Raw genomic sequence first — 15913 nt, forward strand, 5'->3', positions numbered from 1 at the left:
TAAACATGATTTCAAATATAGAGGTTTAGGAGAAGCAGGTATTAAGAAGTTATATATTTGCGATTCATGTGGTCAAGTTAATTTGAGATAGGAGGGACTAAAATATGAGAGAGATTGAGTTTAGAGGTAAGTGTATATACAACAACGAATGGATTTACGGTAATTTAATGCAGTTTGAAGATAGCGCCACTTTCATTTTTGCAGATGAACGAAAAGGTGCTAGTACATTAACTTATGCACATTTTATTATTAATAACATGCACGCAATAGACGAAAAAACAGGCGGTCAATACACAGGCTTAAAAGACAAAATCGGCAAGAAGATTTTTGAAGGGGATATAGGCTGGAACGAACACAATGAGTGCTACGGCGTTGTTGAATTTGAAGAAGGTAATTTCCTATATGTATGGAAAAACATCGCAGAGGACTTGTGGGAAGTTGCTGATTATATTGAGATTTGTGGCAACATACATGAAAATTTGGATTTGTTGGAGGAACAGTAAATGACGTTAAGAGAAGCATTAGAGAAGCACACAAGACATATCATTTTTTGCGGTACGTGCGAGTGTGGAGAAGCTAAATATGATTTGATTGTGGACGGCGACTTGATGTATCCGCCTGTACACGAATCAACTATTTTGGAAGTAAATCCGGAATTATTGGAGGGGAAATAATGAATCAAGTAAACGAACGACAAAAAGAAGAAATGAAAGAATTAGCAAATTTAATTATCGAAAACCCTGATTTACCAGTCGTTACGATGACAGATAACTTTGACGATATTGGAGATAGCGTTTTTACAGCAGGGTGTTGCTGCGAAGTAAGTATTGATTACATTTATAGCCCTAAATATGGTGATTTATTATCAAGTCCTAAAGATGGCAGACCATATTTTAAAGGTTTTGATTATTATGAAGCAATAGAAGAAATGAGGGAGAGAATCCACCCTCATGACAACACGACTAATCCAGAGGAAATTTGGAATAGTCTTGATTGGATAAAAGTCATTTTAGTGTATTCGGGTCAATTAGAAAAAGCAGACGATGTCTATAAAGAACGTTGGGTGGTGGAATGAAAAAATACGAATTAGCTCTCACTCAAAAAGAAGTTTATCATCTTCACGATGTCTTAATGCAAGATATACTGCTTAGCGCATTAGGAGTAAGCACTAAGGACCCGGAAGATGAAGAAGATTTTTTAGCTCAAATAGAGTTAAGCAAGGATATAGCCAGAAGAATTGGCCGATTGGAGGCAGTTAAATAATGCCAGGGTTAATCGCTAAACAACCAAATGGCTTATATTGTCGAATATCAACTGTAGTAGAAGCTCCAACGCATGACAATATGACGAAAGAAGAATTAGAAGATTTATTAATCACTCAAAGATCATTAGATATAAATCTTGTAATGTTAGATGATTGGTTAGCATTCTATGAAGTCGATTTCAATGTAGCTATTAAACAACTCGGTTCAGGTTCAGGGAATTTAACTTTTGAAGAAGCTACAGAATGGCTGAAAGAGGTTGGTTATCAACATGCAGACGAATTTATGAAAAAAATTGCATATAGCTGGGAAGAGTGGGAGGAAGAAGATGACTAAAACACACGAATTAAAAATAACACCAGAAGAGGAATGTTATACGGAAATGAACCTTGATAGAACAGCAATAGAGGAGTTAGGAAAACATTTTGCAAAAGGGTTCAAAGTTGGTTTTGGAAATATAGTTATAGGTAACACGCAAAAGTCAATCGATCAAATGGTGAATGCGTTGAAGAAGGAGGAAAACGAATGACTAGCACAATAAAAATATCTGAAAAAGATAAAGTGTTCCAAATTGCGACGGAAGCTGGGTGGGTTGAACAGACTGGAATGCAAGTGACGATTGACGGAATAGACTTTGCAATTTATCCGTTCCATGCAGAAAACAATATTTTTATACAAGTTAGTGAAGTAGATAGTGGTGGAGTATTAATAAATTTCCCAGCCGATTTTATAGACGTTTTTGTTTTAGACACTCGAGATAAAGCAATCGAATATTATAAAGATAATGTGATTCCTTTGATCCAGAAAAAAATCGAAGCAAATGGATTAGACAAATTTAGAAAAGAAGTTAAAAAAACGAAAAGTTACATGCTTGAAAAATACGGAGAGCGACCAGAAATTAAAGATTTTGAGGGGGAAAGCAAATGAACGGAATTAATAAAATGAACAGAATTATTACAGACATTAGGTTTCTGAAACAGGTTGAAATTGATGAAATACAACAGATGATTAACAATCAGAAAGCTTATATACACCCATTCAAACAAAAAGAAATGAAAAAAACGCATGATATTGCAGAACACAATCAAAGAATAGTTGACGGGTTAATCACACTGAAAAATATTATTGAAGATTTCGAAGAGGTAAGCGAATGATGTACTATTACAGCATCGAAAAAGGTACAAAAGCATATGAGTATTTAGACAAGACATACAATCGAGATACAGACGCTTTTTTGAATGAAGTTACTGAATTGCTAGGATTTGAAGCAAGAGGACATATAGCTATTAACAGAACGTCTTTAATTATTGCTAAAAAATCACTTAAAAAGTTTAAGCCAGAGTGGGTGCCGAAGTTCAAAAAATATAAAGGTGAGTTGATGACTCCAAAAACGTCATTCAAAGAGCTAATCAGCGCGTATGAAGAACTTCGAAGAAAATACAACATGGATATGACATATATAAATTTTTGTATGAATAACGCTTTAGCAGGTAAAACAGAAGTTATTTATGACTTTGATAACACAGGGTTCGTTTATTTTGAATCTGATCGAAAAATATTAAAAGAGGATTTTAAAGAAATAACGGATATTGATTATATTAAAAGAAATTTAGAATGCGCAATTTGGAAGAAAGAGAGGGAAAACGAATGATGAACCGTGTAGTACTTGTAGGGCGATTAACGAAAGACCCAGATTTAAGATACACACCAGCTGGTGTGGCCGTTGCGACTTTTACATTAGCTGTAAATAGAACATTCACTAATCAGAATGGAGAACGAGAAGCCGACTTTATTCAATGTGTTGTTTGGCGTAAACCAGCGGAAAACGCAGCTAATTTCTTGAAGAAAGGAAGCATGGCGGGCGTTGATGGTCGCATACAGACTCGAAATTATGAGGATAACGACGGTAAACGCGTTTTTGTTACTGAAGTAGTTGCTGAAACCGTTCAATTCTTAGAGCCTAAAAATAACAACGCAGAAGGCGCTACATCGAATAATTATCAAAACCAAGCTAATTATTCAAATAACAATAAAACAAGCTCATATCGAGCGGATACGAGCCAGAAAGGCGATTCATTTGCAAATGAAGGTAAGCCAATCGATATTAACGAAGACGATTTGCCATTTTGAGCGAGAGGGTGAATAAAAATGACAGCAGAAACAGCAATAAAAAAGTTGAGAAATAGATCAATGAGCATCAGACAAATGGCTAATGCGATTGCAGAAGTTACAAACTACCAAATTAGCGAAATTGAAAAAATGGGGGACGAAGAGATTGAAGCGAAGTATACCGCGTACGTCATTAACGAGGCGAACGAATACACGAAGTAAATATAATGCTAAGAAAGTAGTTATTGACAATATAAAGTTCGATAGCAAAGCAGAAGCATCTTATTATCAGCAATTGAAACTATTAAAAATGACTGGGGAAGTAGTGAGCTTCGATTTACAGCCAGAGTTTGTGCTACAAGAAAGCTTTCGGAAAAACGGAAAACTGTATCGAGCGATTAAATATAAAGCTGATTTTCTCGTTCGATATAGCGATGGACATGAGGAGTTAATCGACATCAAAGGCATGTTAACAAAAGAGTTTCGAATCAAGCAAAAACTATTTGAAATGCGTTATATGCAATCAATTAAGTGTTTGAAATTAAAAGGCAGACAATTTGTGGAGGTGTGATAAATGGCAGTAATGGGGATGACGGAGAATAAAGCAAGACAGCGAGAGATAATTAGTCACTTAGTAAGTGAAAATTTATCGTTGAGTAAAAGAAAGGAATTACAAAAAGAGCTAAATAGGCTAATGAAAGAAAACACAGAAGAAAAGCAAAAAACTTATTGGTCTAAAACGTTTGATAGAGTTGCCGGAAATAAAAAATGGGAAGAGATTACACTAAATGAATTTATCGAGTTAAGGCATGCGGGGCTTAGCGGTTATGCAATTGCGGGACACTTTGGGATTTCGAGGGCAGTAGTCTTTAATTACACACGAAATAACAGAACAGAATACTATCAGCTTTTCGACATGAGAGAGTATCAGAAAAATAAAGAGATGTGGAGTGACAAGTAAAAAAAGGAGTGGTTAAATGCAAATTGAAAAGTTAAATGTATTTACAAGAGAAGCGGTTTGCAACGGAGAGGACATAGAAATTTCTAAATATAATATTGAATTAGAAGCAATAAGTGAAGAATCTTTTATTGATACAGCTGAAAATGTTGAAAAAATAAGGGAATTTATCGAAAATTTATAAAGTGATGGGGGCGACTTTATGGAAAAAGAAGACGGTGTTTATATAATTTCAAAAGGAGAAGAAACGTATATCAAACCACCAAAAAACGGCTTCGGACAAACTACCATTGGATGGAGCCACGGCAAACCTACCACTGCCGAGAACAAGGAAACAATTAAACTAAATAACAAATAGTCTGGTCGAAAAAATCGAAGGATGTCATGAACAGTTAAATCTGTTATGGCGTCCTTTTTTTTATTAATCATTGGGGAGAGTGACGAGAATGCAAGAATTAATTAATGAGTACAGAGGAGCTTTACAGGATGTGCAAAAAGTAAAAGCTAATCTGCAAAAAAAAATTGATGCTGAAAAACGCCCTCCATTACAAGCGGGACAAAAAAGAACTTTTCAAGAAGTATCAGAAAAAACTACAATGTCAAAATTAAAGAGTATTATTGACAGTTTAGAGTATTCAATCGAGTGGATGGAATTAGGTCATGAACCAGCGCCACGCAGAGCTATTCACAGACGCTCCGGTTTGCAAAGAGAGATATGTGTTACAGATATTGAAAAAATGCGTCAGTGGTTCGTATATGAGCATGGAAACGCGTATGAGTTTGAAGATAATGAGCCGAAGATTTCAGAATGGGATAAAATCCGGATGGAAGATGCTATGTCTACAATGTCAGCACAAGAGAAAAAAGTATTTTTATTAAAACACGAAAAAAATTTATCTTTATCTCAAATTAGCGATGAACTAGAGATAAGTATTCGTTCTGTGCGTTCATACCTATCCCGAGGAGAAGAAAAAATACAACAACAAATCGACGGGAGTTTGTTCTGCATGGCAATTTAGTAATTTTTGCCGCACACCTGCCACCTATATATGAATGAGAAGTGAAGATGATTACAAAAATAAATCATATATTGAGTCTGCGCTCCACTTCTCATTTTTTATTTATTAAGTTTAAAATCCGAGCTCTTTGGCAACATATTCATTTCCTGCTATGTTTAACATCTCTTGCCAAGTTGAAAAATTTGTTGATTTATCAACATAAATATCAAGTTTACTCTCATCAATCAGTTCGAAAGTTTCTTGAGACGAGGCATCAAATCCGCCATCTTCTAAGAATTTGTAGATGTCGTCTGTTTTAGTATGCGTTGTCATAAATTCTTTTGAAAACATGTCTTCAAACGCAATTGAATTTTCACCGTGTAACTCTTCAGCCTTTTTTTGCATTTGATTTAATTGCTTGCTTAGTTCATCAAACCCAGATGTTTTCATATTTTCACCTCCTTTTGATAAATGTATAAGAATTTTAACATTTAATTAAACTTTGTGCATCAAAACACAATATGTTGACAGTGTTTTTTTATTTGGTATAGTGAAAAATAAAAGGGTGGATTATGATGTTGCAAGAACTTGAAAATAAAATAAATGATGTTGTTAGATTGATTAGGTATGAAGAGAACAGAATAGAGAGAGACAAATATTCAAAAAACAGTTATGGATCAAAAGAGTTGCTCTATAGCTATTATAAAGAGTTGGACGAATTAAGAAAAAAGCTGAATAATTTATTAAAAGACCAATAACGGTCTTTTTTTATTTACATAAAATAAGGGAGTGTGGTGATATGTAGTGAAACTAACCGAAAAACAAAAAAGATTTGCAGACGAATATATAAAATGCGGTAATGCTACAGAAGCCGCTCGCTTGGCTGGTTATAGCTCGAAAACTGCTAATCGTATAGCGACAGAAAACTTGTCAAAACCAGTTATTAAAGGCTATATAGACAAGGTTTTAAGTGAACTCGAAGAAAAGCGAGTTATGGGCTATACAGAAGCTATGCAATTATTCACCGAAATAGCACGCGGAGAAATGGAAGAAGAAGTAATTGTTTCGAATGGAGATGGCTTTTCCGTCGTTACAAAGAGTGCTGACATCAATCAACGAGTATCGGCGTTAAAAGAGATTGTTAAGCGTCATGTAGCAGGTGGCAGAGACAAATTACAAGAAGAGCTTATTCAAGCGCAAATCGATAAGTTAAGAGCAGATACGAAGCAAGAAAGCAATCAAGGAACAACAACAATTATCATGTCGAACGTTGACGAAATGCAAGCCTACCTTGATAAAAAGGCAGGTGGCACCGATGAACGCGACGATACACAAACAACTAGTTGATTACCAGGTTATCAATGTAACCGATATGATTAATCCCGCTTTTTACGATTTATGGCTATCTAAACATAATCACATCATAGCTAAAGGCGGACGTTCTTCTATGAAGTCGTCTGTTATCAGTTTAAAGCTCGTGGAGAAGAAAATGGCTAATCCAATGTCTAACATGGTTTGCCTGCGCAAAGTAGCAAATACACTTTATAAATCAGTCTATCAGCAGATTAAGTGGGCGCTTTATGAAATGGGTGTTGCTGACCAATTCAATTTTGGTAAATCTCCAATGGAAATCGTTCATAAAACTTGGGGGACAGGCTTCTACTTTTCTGGTTGTGATGATCCCGCGAAACTAAAATCAATGAAAATCCCAGTCGGTTATGTTAGCGATTTGTGGTTTGAGGAATTAGCGGAGTTCTCTGGCGTGACTGATATTGATGTTGTAGAAGACACATTCATTCGTGAAGATTTGCCGGATGGTCAAGAAGTTACAACATACATGTCATTTAACCCGCCTCGCAATCCTTACGAATGGGTGAATGAATATGTAGATAGTAAACGTAGTGACGATGATTATTTAATTCATCACACTACTTACTTGAATGATGAAAAAGGCTTTTTATCTAAGCAAATCATTAAGAAGATTGAGAAATACAAAAAGAATGACCTTGACTACTACCGCTGGATGTATCTAGGCGAGGTAATAGGCCTTGGTGATAATGTTTATAACATGAACCTGTTTCAGCCGCTTAAAGCTATTCCTGCGGATGACAGGCTTATTTTAATTGACTTCGCTATCGATACCGGACATCAAGTATCAGCTACAACATATCTAAGTTTCGGTCTCACTGCAAAAAGAAATGTTATTTTGCTAAACACATACTATTATAGCCCTGCTAATCAAGTTGTTAAAAAAGCACCTAGCGAATATTCAAAGGAGTTGCGAGATTTTATGACTAAAGTAGTTGGAAACTACAATACAAATGTTGATATGCAAACAGTAGATAGCGCAGAGGGCGGACTTAGAAATCAGTATTACAAAGACTACGGCGTCAGCTTGCATCCCGTGGCTAAAGGCAAAAAAGTGGATATGATTGACTTTGTGTGTGATTTGTTGGCACAAGGTCGTTTTTATTATCTCGATATTCCAGAAAATCAAATATTCATCGAAGAACATCGTAAATATCAATGGGATGTTAAAACAGTTAACACAGATAAACCCGAAGTCATCAAAGAAGACGATCATACGTGTGACGCTTTTCAATATTATGTAAAAGATAATTTACGCAAATTAGGGCTCAAATACTAGGGGGTGAAACATTGATAAACCAAATAATCGCAAGCGTGAAAGGAGCGATGCGGAGAATGGGACTATTGAAAGCACTGAAAGATGTAAAAGACCATAAAAAAGTAAATGCTAATGATGAAGATTATAAGTATATTGACATGTGGAAACGGCTATATCAAGGCCATTATGCTGAATGGCATAATCTCAGTTACGAACACAATGGCAATCCAGTCAACAGACGCCAATTATCTATGAATTTGCCGAAGATTACAGCTAAATACATGTCTAAGCTTCTTTTTAACGAGAAAGTGAAAATCAATATTGATGATGAAGCCGCTGAGGAATTCGTGCTTAATGTACTCAAAACAAACGGTTTTACGAAGAACATGGAGCGTTACATCGAATACGGAGAAGCACTGGGTGGCTTCGTGATAAAGGTTTATCATGATGGCAATAAAAACGTCAAAGTTTCATTCGCGACAGCTGATTGCATGTATCCTTTGTCAAATGACAGCGAGAATGTAGACGAATGTGTTATTGCTAATAGTTTTCATAAAAACGATAAATATTATACGTTGCTCGAATGGAATGAATGGCAAGACGATGTGTATACAGTCACGACAGAACTATATCAGTCAGACACGCCGAACGAGCTTGGGACAAAAGTAAGTTTAAAACTGTTGTTTGACGATATTGAGCCAGTTGTACCACTACCAAAATTTACCCGCCCATCGTTCATTTATATCAAACCTAATATAGCTAATAACAAGAACTTAACTTCACCGTTAGGCATTTCTGTTTATGCTAACGCATTAGACACATTAAAAACGCTCGATTTGATGTTCGATTCATACTATCAAGAATTCAAACTAGGCAAAAAGAAAGTGTTGGTGCCTTCGAGCTTCGTTAAAACGGCTGTTAACCTAGACGGCTCAACCACGCAGTATTTCGATTCAACTGATGAAGCATTCTTTTTATATCAAGGCGACCAAGATGCAGATGGTAAATCAGTAAAAGATATATCTGTAGAGATTCGTTCAACGGAGTTCATCGAGTCTATAAACGCAATGCTACGCATTTATGCGATGCAGGTTGGATTAAGCGCTGGCACATTCACTTTCGATGAAAACGGCTTAAAAACAGCTACAGAAGTTGTAAGCGAGAAGTCAGAAACTTATCAAACTAAAAACAGTCATTCGCAACTAATCGAGCAAGGCATAAAAGAAATGATTGTGAGCATTCTCGAGGTCGGGAAATTTATTGAGGCATATTCTGGCGATATAGTTGAGTTAGACACGATTACAGTCGATTTTGACGACTCTATAGCACAAGACGAAGATACAACTATCAATCGTTATACTACTGCAAAAAATCAAGGTATGATACCGCTTAAAATTGCTTTACAGCGCGCTTGGAATATTACCGATGCAGAAGCTGAAGAGTGGAAAGAAGAGATAGAAAAAGATGCACGAGCAGAAATTCCGGGGAATGATTTATCTGGACTGTTAGGAGATATTGAGCTACCAGAGGAAAACGCGAACGGGACATTAGAAGCTAGTGCTGTTGCAGGCGAAACTATTCAAGAGGTGTCACTAAACGGCGCTCAAATAACTTCATTAGTCAATATAGTTCAATCAGTTGCTAAAGGAGAGCTTCCTTATAATTCAGCCCTTGAAATGATTGTTGCTGCATTTCCATTTGACGAAGAAAAAGCGAAAAAGATTTTAGCGGATGCTGGCAACGGCTTTACTATCAAAGAGAAGGAAAAGACCTCTAAAAAGGAAGTGGATTAGATGACACTAACTCCACGACAACTCGACTTATTTGTGCAACCAGTTGTTGATGTATACACAACGATAGAAAATGAATTGTTCACTCTTATTGTGCGACGATTGAAAACTAAGAAAAATATCAGCGCTGACAACGTACTTACTTGGCAGATAGAAAAACTTAATCAAGTTCACGCATTAGATCAGCAAATGATTGAACGAATTTCCAAAGCTTCCGGCGTATCAGCTAAGAAGCTTTTTTCTATTGTCAAAGATGCGGGATATAGCGATTTAAAACAAGTAGATAACTATTTCAGTAAACTAGCCGAAGCGGGTGCTGTGTTGCCACTAGTGAGCGATGGACAAACGATAGTCGATAAAGTAATGAGAAGTTATTTTAAGTTAGCACAAAGCAACTATAATCGCGTCAATCAAACGATGTTATCGCAAGCAAGACAAATCTATTCAGACATCATACACGAAACGACACAGAGCGTATTAGCTGGTTTAAAAACACATAGACAAGCATTAGCTGAAACGGTAACTAAATTCGCTGAAAATGGCGTTCCTGCACTTGTAGATAAAGCTAATAAGCGGTGGACCCCCGAGGCTTACGTCCGGACTGTTACAAGAACAACAGTTAACAGTGTTTATAACAGCGTTGAAGACGAGCGAATGAATGAATATGGCGTGGATTTAGTACGTATTTCACAGCACATAGGAGCACGACCAACGTGTTCACTTGTTCAAGGCAAAGTTATCTGTTTGTTATCTGTTGAAGAAACTCGCTCAAAATACGGCAATAAATACATTTCTATTTACTCACCAGAATTGCGATATGGCCATGGCGATGGAATTTTCGGTTGTAATTGCCGTCATCATCGTTTTGCGTTTATCGAAGGCATTAACATTGCGCCAGATGAAAGTGAATTTGTAGACGAAGAAGAGAACAAACGCGTTTATATGTTGAGTCAGCAACAACGCTTAATGGAACGTGATATAAGAGGGACTAAACGCAAGTTGTCAGCATCAGAAGAGTTAGGCGATGAATTAGCAGTTAAAAAAGCTAAACAAGCTGTAAGAACGAAGCAAAGCAAGCTAAGAGCATTTGTAAAAACACACAATTTAACAAGGCAATACAACAGAGAACAAGTATATGCCTAATACATTCGACCTGTTCGGAAGTCGTAAAAAGACGGCTCTCGCGGTCGTTGCCGCGTAAAAATATCGGAGGAGGAAAAAAGATGCAAAGAGAATATTTAAAAGGTTTAGGCTTGGAGGATGAAGTCATTAATAAAGTGATGGCTGAAAACGGTAAGGACATTACAGTTGTCAAACAGCAATTATCTGAGGTGGAAGCAGAGAGAGAAGGCTTAAAAAGCCAGCTAACACAACGGGACAAAGATATTGACGATTTGAAAAAAGATTCTGGTACTAGTGAAGAATTGAAAAAACAAATCGAGGACTTGCAGCAAAAAAATACAGATTTAGAGTCCAATTACCAATCTGAGATTGCCGAAACCAAGAAAAACTCAGCTATTGAACTGGCTCTTGCTAGTGCAAAAGCGAAAAATCCAAAGGCGGTAAGAGCGCTTTTAGATAACGACAAACTAGAACTAACAGATGAAGGTTTGAAAGGCCTTGACGAACAGCTAGGAGCATTGCAAGAAAGCGATGCTTATTTGTTTGCTCAAGAAAGCGAAAATGTAGCACTCAAATGGGGCGTAAGCGGAAACCAAACAGGTGGAACAGGGGAACAAGGCGCATTAAAGCTGCCTAACCAGGTATTAAATGAGCACAGAATCACAAAATAATTATTAAACGGAGGTAATAAATTATGGGTTTTAATCCAGATACAACGACAATGCAAAGTGCAAAAACAGGTTCTATTCCGATTAACATTTCGGAACAAATCATTACAGGCGTGAAAAATGGTTCAGCGGCTATGAAATTAGCTAAAGCAGTACCAATGACAAAACCAGAAGAAGAATTTACATTTATGTCGGGTGTTGGTGCTTTTTGGGTAGATGAAGCGGAACGCATTCAAACAAGCAAACCAACATTCACAAAAGCGAAAATGAGATCTAAAAAAATGGGTGTTATTATCCCAACGACTAAAGAAAATTTAAACTATAGTGTAACTAACTTCTTTAGCCTTATGCAAGCTGAAATTGTTGAAGCTTTTTACAAGAAATTTGACCAAGCGGTCTTTACAGGTGTAGAAAGCCCATACAATTGGAACATTCTAAAATCAGCTACTGATGCAAGTAATTTGGTAGAAGAAACTGTTAATAAGTATGATGATTTAAACGAGGCAATTGGCTTGATTGAAGCTGAGGACCTAGAACCGAATGGGATTGCAACGATTCGTAAGCAACGCGTTAAATATCGCAGCACTAAAGATGGTAATGGTATGCCAATTTTCAATACTGCTACTTCAAATGGTGTTGATGATGTCCTTGGTTTGCCAATCGCATACACGCCTAAATATACTTTTGGTGACAAAGATATCTCGGAGTTGGTTGGGGATTGGAACCAAGCGTATTACGGAATACTCAGAGGCGTTGAATACGAAATCTTGACCGAGGCAACACTTACAACAGTGGCAGATGAAACTGGGAAACCGCTAAACTTAGCTGAACGGGACATGGCAGCAATCAAAGCAACTTTTGAAGTTGGATTCATGGTTGTCAAAGATGAAGCATTCTCTGTTGTTCAACCAAAAGCGGGAAACTAATGGCGGCGCGGTCGGGTGAAACTGATAGCGCGCCGATTAAAGACTTTTCAGCTATGACAGTAGCAGAATTGAAAGAAGAGCTTGCGAATAGAAATATCGAATTTGCAAGTAATGCGAAAAAAGCGGAGTTGGTAGCTCTGTTGGAAGGTAGTGATTGATATGCCTTACACAACACTAGAATTTTACACCAATGAATACGCTGGGGAGCATTTGGAACAGGAAGAATTTGCCAAACTTTTAAAGCATGCTGAAAGAAAAATCGATTCAGTGACATTTTACCGAATACGCAAAAGTGGAATTGAATCGTTTAGCGAATTTATTCAGCATCAAATACAGTTAGCTACTTGTAATCAAATTGAGTATTTTAAAGAGGCAGGCGGAACAAGTGAGCTAGCTGTTTCCAAGCCGGATAATGTGAGCATCGGAAGAACGTCTATTAGTGATAGTAATTTTGCATCAACTGCTACATCACTTAATAGCGGATTGATTGGTAGCGATGTAAGGTCTTATCTAGCGCATACAGGTCTTCTTTACAATGGGGTAGGTGTTCGTTAATGAAAGTAGTAAAACCGATAACAAACGCCCCTCCGTTGCCTCTTGACTGGCTAATTCATAACATTAGCTACGAAGCGTATAAAGAAGAAGATAGACACAATCAAGTCGTCTATGAAAAAGGTATAGAAATTGAACATGTTCGTGTCGATTTCTCAAAATCAAATCAAATCGCGGGGTTATCTGATACCGATAGATACGACGCGGTTATTTTTATTGATGCGGTGAACAGCATGAACGTGCCAAACGATTTTATAAGTAGATCTAAAATATATTTCTCTGGAAAAGCTTATAAGATTGTTAAAGTTATACCTTGCTATGCGACTTCTAATAGCGTGCATCATTGGGAAATAGAGGTGATTTGATGCCGGTTAAAGTACGTGTGGACCTCTCAAAAGCAAAAGGGAGCGTAAAAAAGGCGAAAGAAAGAGGTCAGTTTGCTTTAATTAACCAAGCGGCTGCTGATATTGCGCTTTATGTGCCGTTTTTAAGCGGCGACTTGTCGAATCAATACGTTATTATGAACGACAAAGAAATAATTTGGATATCTATTTATGCGCGACGGTTGTATAAAGGTATAAACTTCAATTTCACACTAACACATCATCCGTTGGCTGGTCCTAAATGGGACCAACGGGCAAAAATAGATAAAATGGACGTCTGGGAAAAAGTAGCGCAAAAAGCGGTCGAGGAGGGACTATAATGTCATTAGATTTTTTAGACAGCGTCATGGATGCTATCGAAAACAACGTAGATTTAAAAGATATGAAATTAAGAACAGCGATATTAAAACCCGAGTCAATCACTTTGCTACTGACTCCAAATGGTGAAAAGATAGGTTATCAAGACGGCTCTTATGAGCGGTCTTTTTCTTTTAATCTAAACGGCTCTAGCAAGCAAGAAATGAAAGTTTTAGGTGTTTTGAATGCAATTACTGTTTATTTTGATAACACAGAAATAGAGAGTATTCAGAGTTTAAATAACAGCTTTGTGCTAGAAGACAAAGAAACAACTAGTGTTCCTAATATTGTTTCCGCCAGTGATGATGGGACGTTTATTTATAGCGCTAGTTTCAAAATCAAATTATATATTGAAAGTGAGGAAAAATAAAAATGGCTAGAATTAAAAATGCGAAAACGAAATACTTTGTTGCTGAAATTGTAGATGGTGCGGGTGAGCCAGTGTGGAAACGACTATCCAAATGGATTACCAACGTTTCTGATGATGGTTCAGATAACACAGAAGAGCAAGGCGATTACGATGGCGACGGAAACGAAAAAACGGTTGTGCTAGGTTACTCAGAAGCTTACACATTCGAAGGTACACACGATCGTGAAGACGAAGCGCAAAACTTAATTGTCGCTAAACGCAGAACGCCAGAAAATCGCGGTATTATGTTTAAAATCGAAATTCCGGATACTGAAACAGCGGTTGGTAAAGCGACTGTATCAGAAATCAAAGGTTCTGCTGGTGGCGGTGATGCTACAGAATTCCCGGCATTCGGTTGTCGAATCGCTTATGACGAAACACCAACGGTTACAAAACCCTGAGGAGAGCCCGTCCAGCGTTACAGTGGACCACGATACTATTACCGTTAAAGTAGGAGAAACATTTACAATCAATGCTTCTGTATTGCCAGTGGGAGCTAGTCAAGAAGTAACTTACACTTCATCTAATCCACCGAAGGCAAAAATCAATAGTGTGGGTACAGGTGAAGGCGTAGCGGAAGGAACAGCAAACATAACTGTCGCATCTAAAGAAAATCCTTCTATCAGTAAAGTAGTGCAAGTAACAGTAGAAGCAGCGGATTAATAAATGAGCCCTTACTTACAGTAGGGGCTTTTAAATTGGAGGAAATCATACATGACACAAAATAATGTAATCAATATTCAATTAGAAGAATCGTATCAAGAATTTAAACTCGGTACTGAACTATTTAGAGTTAGCTTAAGTGATGAAATGCGCCGTGAATGGATTGAAGCGGATGAGAAGTACAAGGAGAAACTGGACAAATTGGATAAATACAACCTAGACGAATTAGGCGAAATGACTATAAATGATTACGATGTCTTAATGGATAATGTCAGAGAGGCGCTCAAACACGCGTTTAATATTCTGTTGTGTGACGATACAGCTTTTGATAAGTGTTATGCAATTTGTAAAGACGTAATGAGAATGCTTACTTTATATAATCAAGTTGTTGATGCTGTCGTTGGCACAATGGAAGTACAACAAAATGAAATTCAAAAGAAATATAAAGCAAAAATGACGAAAAAAGCGAAGTGATTTAAATGCTTTCGCTTGCTTTTGGAGTTAACGATATTTACGAATACGAAGGAAAAGAGTATAAGCTCGATTTAGCCTTTGACAACGTTCTAAGAGTGATTGAGTTAACGGAAGATAATAGTTTATCTGATGTGTTCAGAGCTAACCTAGCAATCGACGTGCTATTTGCTGATGATATGCCTTGGCCACGTTCGAACGAGGAAGACGAATACGCGAACATTGAAGAAAAATCGTTAGTGCTTATTGATATTTTCACTAATTATATTGTTAAAGAAAATGATGATGGTTTGCTTTATGATATCGACGGAAACAAGATGCCAAGCGCTACAAACAACAATGACGATGCGGAGGAAATTGCTTCATATTCGTTAACGCAAGATGCGGATTATATCTACGCTTCTTTTTTACAAGACTACAATATTGATTTATTAGATAGTCGGGGGAAAATGCATTGGTATAAGTTTAGAGCATTGTTAGAAAGTTTGCGTGATGATACAACAATTAAAACGATAATCGGCATTAGACAAGCGGAATTACCTTCGGGGAAAGGAACAGAAAAAGAACGAAACGAATTAATTAAACTGAAAAACAGATATAAGTTAAAAGATTAGAGGTG

The 15913-nt window shown here is 37.0% G+C and carries 33 protein-coding genes; 32 read left to right on the forward strand and 1 reads right to left on the reverse strand.

Features of this window, described 5'->3' with window-relative positions:
* Positions 1 to 104 precede the first annotated feature (104 nt).
* The 16 genes from HCB38_RS10910 (at position 105) to HCB38_RS10985 (ending at position 5348) form a co-directional block, all read left to right on the forward strand.
* The gene (locus HCB38_RS10910; protein WP_185638492.1) at positions 105 to 503 is read left to right on the forward strand and encodes a YopX family phage-derived protein; all 399 of its coding nucleotides are present in this window, start codon (positions 105 to 107) and stop codon (positions 501 to 503) included.
* Positions 504 to 674 (forward strand): hypothetical protein, encoded by a 171-nt coding sequence (locus HCB38_RS10915; RefSeq protein WP_185638494.1) that lies wholly within the window; start codon positions 504 to 506, stop codon positions 672 to 674. It begins immediately after the preceding gene.
* Positions 674 to 1075: a hypothetical protein gene (locus HCB38_RS10920; RefSeq protein WP_185638496.1), complete on the forward strand. Its 402-nt coding sequence runs from the start codon at positions 674 to 676 to the stop codon at positions 1073 to 1075. Before HCB38_RS10915 ends, HCB38_RS10920 begins: the two co-directional genes overlap by 1 nt.
* Complete coding sequence (locus tag HCB38_RS10925) at positions 1072 to 1263, forward strand: hypothetical protein (protein WP_185638498.1); 192 nt, start codon at positions 1072 to 1074, stop codon at positions 1261 to 1263. The genes HCB38_RS10920 and HCB38_RS10925 overlap by 4 nt, the downstream gene beginning before the upstream one ends.
* On the forward strand, positions 1263 to 1598 hold the full coding sequence (locus HCB38_RS10930; RefSeq protein WP_185638500.1) for a hypothetical protein: 336 nt from the start codon (positions 1263 to 1265) through the stop codon (positions 1596 to 1598). Before HCB38_RS10925 ends, HCB38_RS10930 begins: the two co-directional genes overlap by 1 nt.
* Complete coding sequence (locus HCB38_RS10935; RefSeq protein ID WP_185638502.1) at positions 1591 to 1791, forward strand: hypothetical protein; 201 nt, start codon at positions 1591 to 1593, stop codon at positions 1789 to 1791. Before HCB38_RS10930 ends, HCB38_RS10935 begins: the two co-directional genes overlap by 8 nt.
* Entirely contained in the window at positions 1788 to 2189 is a 402-nt protein-coding gene (locus tag HCB38_RS10940; RefSeq protein WP_185638504.1) for a hypothetical protein, read from the forward strand. Before HCB38_RS10935 ends, HCB38_RS10940 begins: the two co-directional genes overlap by 4 nt.
* Entirely contained in the window at positions 2186 to 2416 is a 231-nt protein-coding gene (locus tag HCB38_RS10945; protein WP_185638506.1) for a hypothetical protein, read from the forward strand. The genes HCB38_RS10940 and HCB38_RS10945 overlap by 4 nt, the downstream gene beginning before the upstream one ends.
* Complete coding sequence (locus tag HCB38_RS10950; RefSeq protein ID WP_185638508.1) at positions 2413 to 2913, forward strand: hypothetical protein; 501 nt, start codon at positions 2413 to 2415, stop codon at positions 2911 to 2913. Before HCB38_RS10945 ends, HCB38_RS10950 begins: the two co-directional genes overlap by 4 nt.
* Positions 2910 to 3392 carry a single-stranded DNA-binding protein gene (gene ssb, locus HCB38_RS10955; protein ID WP_185638510.1) on the forward strand — a complete coding sequence of 161 codons (483 nt, stop codon included), beginning with the start codon at positions 2910 to 2912 and terminating at the stop codon, positions 3390 to 3392. Before HCB38_RS10950 ends, ssb begins: the two co-directional genes overlap by 4 nt.
* A gap of 18 nt (positions 3393 to 3410) precedes the next feature.
* Positions 3411 to 3593 carry a hypothetical protein gene (locus tag HCB38_RS10960; protein WP_185638512.1) on the forward strand — a complete coding sequence of 61 codons (183 nt, stop codon included), beginning with the start codon at positions 3411 to 3413 and terminating at the stop codon, positions 3591 to 3593.
* Complete coding sequence (locus HCB38_RS10965; protein ID WP_185638514.1) at positions 3538 to 3942, forward strand: DUF1064 domain-containing protein; 405 nt, start codon at positions 3538 to 3540, stop codon at positions 3940 to 3942. Before HCB38_RS10960 ends, HCB38_RS10965 begins: the two co-directional genes overlap by 56 nt.
* Positions 3943 to 3945: 3 nt before the next feature.
* Positions 3946 to 4332, forward strand: coding sequence for a DUF2481 family protein (locus HCB38_RS10970; RefSeq protein WP_185638516.1), 387 nt, complete (start codon positions 3946 to 3948; stop codon positions 4330 to 4332).
* A 16-nt stretch (positions 4333 to 4348) separates the two neighbouring features.
* A complete protein-coding gene (locus tag HCB38_RS10975) occupies positions 4349 to 4513 on the forward strand; it encodes a hypothetical protein (RefSeq protein ID WP_185638518.1) in 165 nt (54 codons plus the stop codon).
* 18 nt (positions 4514 to 4531) lie between these two features.
* The gene (locus tag HCB38_RS10980) at positions 4532 to 4687 is read left to right on the forward strand and encodes a DUF3954 domain-containing protein (RefSeq protein WP_072219614.1); all 156 of its coding nucleotides are present in this window, start codon (positions 4532 to 4534) and stop codon (positions 4685 to 4687) included.
* An 88-nt stretch (positions 4688 to 4775) separates the two neighbouring features.
* The gene (locus HCB38_RS10985; RefSeq protein ID WP_185638520.1) at positions 4776 to 5348 is read left to right on the forward strand and encodes a sigma-70 family RNA polymerase sigma factor; all 573 of its coding nucleotides are present in this window, start codon (positions 4776 to 4778) and stop codon (positions 5346 to 5348) included.
* Between the two features lie 111 nt (positions 5349 to 5459).
* Here the strand turns inward: HCB38_RS10985 and HCB38_RS10990 are convergent, their stop codons facing one another.
* Positions 5460 to 5777: a hypothetical protein gene (locus HCB38_RS10990; protein ID WP_070776474.1), complete on the reverse strand. Its 318-nt coding sequence runs from the start codon at positions 5775 to 5777 to the stop codon at positions 5460 to 5462.
* A 125-nt stretch (positions 5778 to 5902) separates the two neighbouring features.
* Here HCB38_RS10990 and HCB38_RS10995 point away from each other — a divergent pair, with 125 nt between their 5' ends.
* The 16 genes from HCB38_RS10995 (at position 5903) to HCB38_RS11070 (ending at position 15908) form a co-directional block, all read left to right on the forward strand.
* Positions 5903 to 6085: a hypothetical protein gene (locus tag HCB38_RS10995; protein ID WP_185638523.1), complete on the forward strand. Its 183-nt coding sequence runs from the start codon at positions 5903 to 5905 to the stop codon at positions 6083 to 6085.
* A gap of 46 nt (positions 6086 to 6131) precedes the next feature.
* On the forward strand, positions 6132 to 6674 hold the full coding sequence (locus tag HCB38_RS11000) for a terminase small subunit (RefSeq protein ID WP_015987044.1): 543 nt from the start codon (positions 6132 to 6134) through the stop codon (positions 6672 to 6674).
* A complete protein-coding gene (locus tag HCB38_RS11005; protein WP_185638525.1) occupies positions 6643 to 7974 on the forward strand; it encodes a PBSX family phage terminase large subunit in 1332 nt (443 codons plus the stop codon). Before HCB38_RS11000 ends, HCB38_RS11005 begins: the two co-directional genes overlap by 32 nt.
* 11 nt (positions 7975 to 7985) lie before the next feature.
* Positions 7986 to 9746 (forward strand): phage portal protein, encoded by a 1761-nt coding sequence (locus HCB38_RS11010; protein ID WP_185638527.1) that lies wholly within the window; start codon positions 7986 to 7988, stop codon positions 9744 to 9746.
* Positions 9747 to 10886 carry a phage minor capsid protein gene (locus tag HCB38_RS11015; RefSeq protein WP_185638529.1) on the forward strand — a complete coding sequence of 380 codons (1140 nt, stop codon included), beginning with the start codon at positions 9747 to 9749 and terminating at the stop codon, positions 10884 to 10886.
* An 80-nt stretch (positions 10887 to 10966) separates the two neighbouring features.
* Positions 10967 to 11536 (forward strand): phage scaffolding protein, encoded by a 570-nt coding sequence (locus tag HCB38_RS11020; protein ID WP_185638531.1) that lies wholly within the window; start codon positions 10967 to 10969, stop codon positions 11534 to 11536.
* Positions 11537 to 11559: 23 nt separating this feature from the next.
* Entirely contained in the window at positions 11560 to 12459 is a 900-nt protein-coding gene (locus HCB38_RS11025; RefSeq protein ID WP_185638533.1) for a phage major capsid protein, read from the forward strand.
* Complete coding sequence (locus tag HCB38_RS11030) at positions 12459 to 12617, forward strand: HeH/LEM domain-containing protein (protein ID WP_185638535.1); 159 nt, start codon at positions 12459 to 12461, stop codon at positions 12615 to 12617. Before HCB38_RS11025 ends, HCB38_RS11030 begins: the two co-directional genes overlap by 1 nt.
* Position 12618: 1 nt before the next feature.
* A complete protein-coding gene (locus tag HCB38_RS11035) occupies positions 12619 to 13014 on the forward strand; it encodes a head-tail connector protein (RefSeq protein WP_061385646.1) in 396 nt (131 codons plus the stop codon).
* On the forward strand, positions 13014 to 13376 hold the full coding sequence (locus HCB38_RS11040; RefSeq protein ID WP_185638537.1) for a VanZ family protein: 363 nt from the start codon (positions 13014 to 13016) through the stop codon (positions 13374 to 13376). The genes HCB38_RS11035 and HCB38_RS11040 overlap by 1 nt, the downstream gene beginning before the upstream one ends.
* Positions 13376 to 13714, forward strand: coding sequence for a minor capsid protein (locus tag HCB38_RS11045; protein ID WP_185638538.1), 339 nt, complete (start codon positions 13376 to 13378; stop codon positions 13712 to 13714). The genes HCB38_RS11040 and HCB38_RS11045 overlap by 1 nt, the downstream gene beginning before the upstream one ends.
* Positions 13714 to 14121 (forward strand): minor capsid protein, encoded by a 408-nt coding sequence (locus HCB38_RS11050; RefSeq protein WP_185638540.1) that lies wholly within the window; start codon positions 13714 to 13716, stop codon positions 14119 to 14121. The genes HCB38_RS11045 and HCB38_RS11050 overlap by 1 nt, the downstream gene beginning before the upstream one ends.
* Before the next feature lie 2 nt (positions 14122 to 14123).
* Positions 14124 to 14561 (forward strand): phage tail tube protein, encoded by a 438-nt coding sequence (locus HCB38_RS11055; protein ID WP_096813386.1) that lies wholly within the window; start codon positions 14124 to 14126, stop codon positions 14559 to 14561.
* On the forward strand, positions 14491 to 14823 hold the full coding sequence (locus HCB38_RS11060) for an Ig-like domain-containing protein (protein WP_185638542.1): 333 nt from the start codon (positions 14491 to 14493) through the stop codon (positions 14821 to 14823). Before HCB38_RS11055 ends, HCB38_RS11060 begins: the two co-directional genes overlap by 71 nt.
* 51 nt (positions 14824 to 14874) lie before the next feature.
* Positions 14875 to 15297, forward strand: coding sequence for a phage tail assembly chaperone (locus HCB38_RS11065; RefSeq protein ID WP_014601077.1), 423 nt, complete (start codon positions 14875 to 14877; stop codon positions 15295 to 15297).
* A 5-nt stretch (positions 15298 to 15302) separates the two neighbouring features.
* Positions 15303 to 15908 carry a bacteriophage Gp15 family protein gene (locus HCB38_RS11070; RefSeq protein WP_185638544.1) on the forward strand — a complete coding sequence of 202 codons (606 nt, stop codon included), beginning with the start codon at positions 15303 to 15305 and terminating at the stop codon, positions 15906 to 15908.
* Positions 15909 to 15913 lie beyond the last annotated feature (5 nt).

Source organism: Listeria farberi (assembly GCF_014229295.1).
Lineage (GTDB): Bacteria > Bacillota > Bacilli > Lactobacillales > Listeriaceae > Listeria > Listeria farberi.

What these genes read in the sequence shown, in the direction of transcription:
- HCB38_RS10910 (WP_185638492.1), top strand. Translation starts at nt 105, where the DNA reads ATGAGAGAGATTGAGTTTAGAGGTAAGTGTATATACAACAACGAATGG.
- HCB38_RS10915 (WP_185638494.1), top strand. Translation starts at nt 504, where the DNA reads ATGACGTTAAGAGAAGCATTAGAGAAGCACACAAGACATATCATTTTT.
- HCB38_RS10920 (WP_185638496.1), top strand. Translation starts at nt 674, where the DNA reads ATGAATCAAGTAAACGAACGACAAAAAGAAGAAATGAAAGAATTAGCA.
- HCB38_RS10925 (WP_185638498.1), top strand. Translation starts at nt 1,072, where the DNA reads ATGAAAAAATACGAATTAGCTCTCACTCAAAAAGAAGTTTATCATCTT.
- HCB38_RS10930 (WP_185638500.1), top strand. Translation starts at nt 1,263, where the DNA reads ATGCCAGGGTTAATCGCTAAACAACCAAATGGCTTATATTGTCGAATA.
- HCB38_RS10935 (WP_185638502.1), top strand. Translation starts at nt 1,591, where the DNA reads ATGACTAAAACACACGAATTAAAAATAACACCAGAAGAGGAATGTTAT.
- HCB38_RS10940 (WP_185638504.1), top strand. Translation starts at nt 1,788, where the DNA reads ATGACTAGCACAATAAAAATATCTGAAAAAGATAAAGTGTTCCAAATT.
- HCB38_RS10945 (WP_185638506.1), top strand. Translation starts at nt 2,186, where the DNA reads ATGAACGGAATTAATAAAATGAACAGAATTATTACAGACATTAGGTTT.
- HCB38_RS10950 (WP_185638508.1), top strand. Translation starts at nt 2,413, where the DNA reads ATGATGTACTATTACAGCATCGAAAAAGGTACAAAAGCATATGAGTAT.
- ssb (WP_185638510.1), top strand. Translation starts at nt 2,910, where the DNA reads ATGATGAACCGTGTAGTACTTGTAGGGCGATTAACGAAAGACCCAGAT.
- HCB38_RS10960 (WP_185638512.1), top strand. Translation starts at nt 3,411, where the DNA reads ATGACAGCAGAAACAGCAATAAAAAAGTTGAGAAATAGATCAATGAGC.
- HCB38_RS10970 (WP_185638516.1), top strand. Translation starts at nt 3,946, where the DNA reads ATGGCAGTAATGGGGATGACGGAGAATAAAGCAAGACAGCGAGAGATA.
- HCB38_RS10975 (WP_185638518.1), top strand. Translation starts at nt 4,349, where the DNA reads ATGCAAATTGAAAAGTTAAATGTATTTACAAGAGAAGCGGTTTGCAAC.
- HCB38_RS10980 (WP_072219614.1), top strand. Translation starts at nt 4,532, where the DNA reads ATGGAAAAAGAAGACGGTGTTTATATAATTTCAAAAGGAGAAGAAACG.
- HCB38_RS10985 (WP_185638520.1), top strand. Translation starts at nt 4,776, where the DNA reads ATGCAAGAATTAATTAATGAGTACAGAGGAGCTTTACAGGATGTGCAA.
- HCB38_RS10990 (WP_070776474.1), bottom strand. Translation starts at nt 5,777, where the DNA reads ATGAAAACATCTGGGTTTGATGAACTAAGCAAGCAATTAAATCAAATG.
- HCB38_RS10995 (WP_185638523.1), top strand. Translation starts at nt 5,903, where the DNA reads ATGTTGCAAGAACTTGAAAATAAAATAAATGATGTTGTTAGATTGATT.
- HCB38_RS11005 (WP_185638525.1), top strand. Translation starts at nt 6,643, where the DNA reads ATGAACGCGACGATACACAAACAACTAGTTGATTACCAGGTTATCAAT.
- HCB38_RS11015 (WP_185638529.1), top strand. Translation starts at nt 9,747, where the DNA reads ATGACACTAACTCCACGACAACTCGACTTATTTGTGCAACCAGTTGTT.
- HCB38_RS11020 (WP_185638531.1), top strand. Translation starts at nt 10,967, where the DNA reads ATGCAAAGAGAATATTTAAAAGGTTTAGGCTTGGAGGATGAAGTCATT.
- HCB38_RS11025 (WP_185638533.1), top strand. Translation starts at nt 11,560, where the DNA reads ATGGGTTTTAATCCAGATACAACGACAATGCAAAGTGCAAAAACAGGT.
- HCB38_RS11030 (WP_185638535.1), top strand. Translation starts at nt 12,459, where the DNA reads ATGGCGGCGCGGTCGGGTGAAACTGATAGCGCGCCGATTAAAGACTTT.
- HCB38_RS11035 (WP_061385646.1), top strand. Translation starts at nt 12,619, where the DNA reads ATGCCTTACACAACACTAGAATTTTACACCAATGAATACGCTGGGGAG.
- HCB38_RS11040 (WP_185638537.1), top strand. Translation starts at nt 13,014, where the DNA reads ATGAAAGTAGTAAAACCGATAACAAACGCCCCTCCGTTGCCTCTTGAC.
- HCB38_RS11045 (WP_185638538.1), top strand. Translation starts at nt 13,376, where the DNA reads ATGCCGGTTAAAGTACGTGTGGACCTCTCAAAAGCAAAAGGGAGCGTA.
- HCB38_RS11050 (WP_185638540.1), top strand. Translation starts at nt 13,714, where the DNA reads ATGTCATTAGATTTTTTAGACAGCGTCATGGATGCTATCGAAAACAAC.
- HCB38_RS11055 (WP_096813386.1), top strand. Translation starts at nt 14,124, where the DNA reads ATGGCTAGAATTAAAAATGCGAAAACGAAATACTTTGTTGCTGAAATT.
- HCB38_RS11060 (WP_185638542.1), top strand. Translation starts at nt 14,491, where the DNA reads ATGCTACAGAATTCCCGGCATTCGGTTGTCGAATCGCTTATGACGAAA.
- HCB38_RS11065 (WP_014601077.1), top strand. Translation starts at nt 14,875, where the DNA reads ATGACACAAAATAATGTAATCAATATTCAATTAGAAGAATCGTATCAA.
- HCB38_RS11070 (WP_185638544.1), top strand. Translation starts at nt 15,303, where the DNA reads ATGCTTTCGCTTGCTTTTGGAGTTAACGATATTTACGAATACGAAGGA.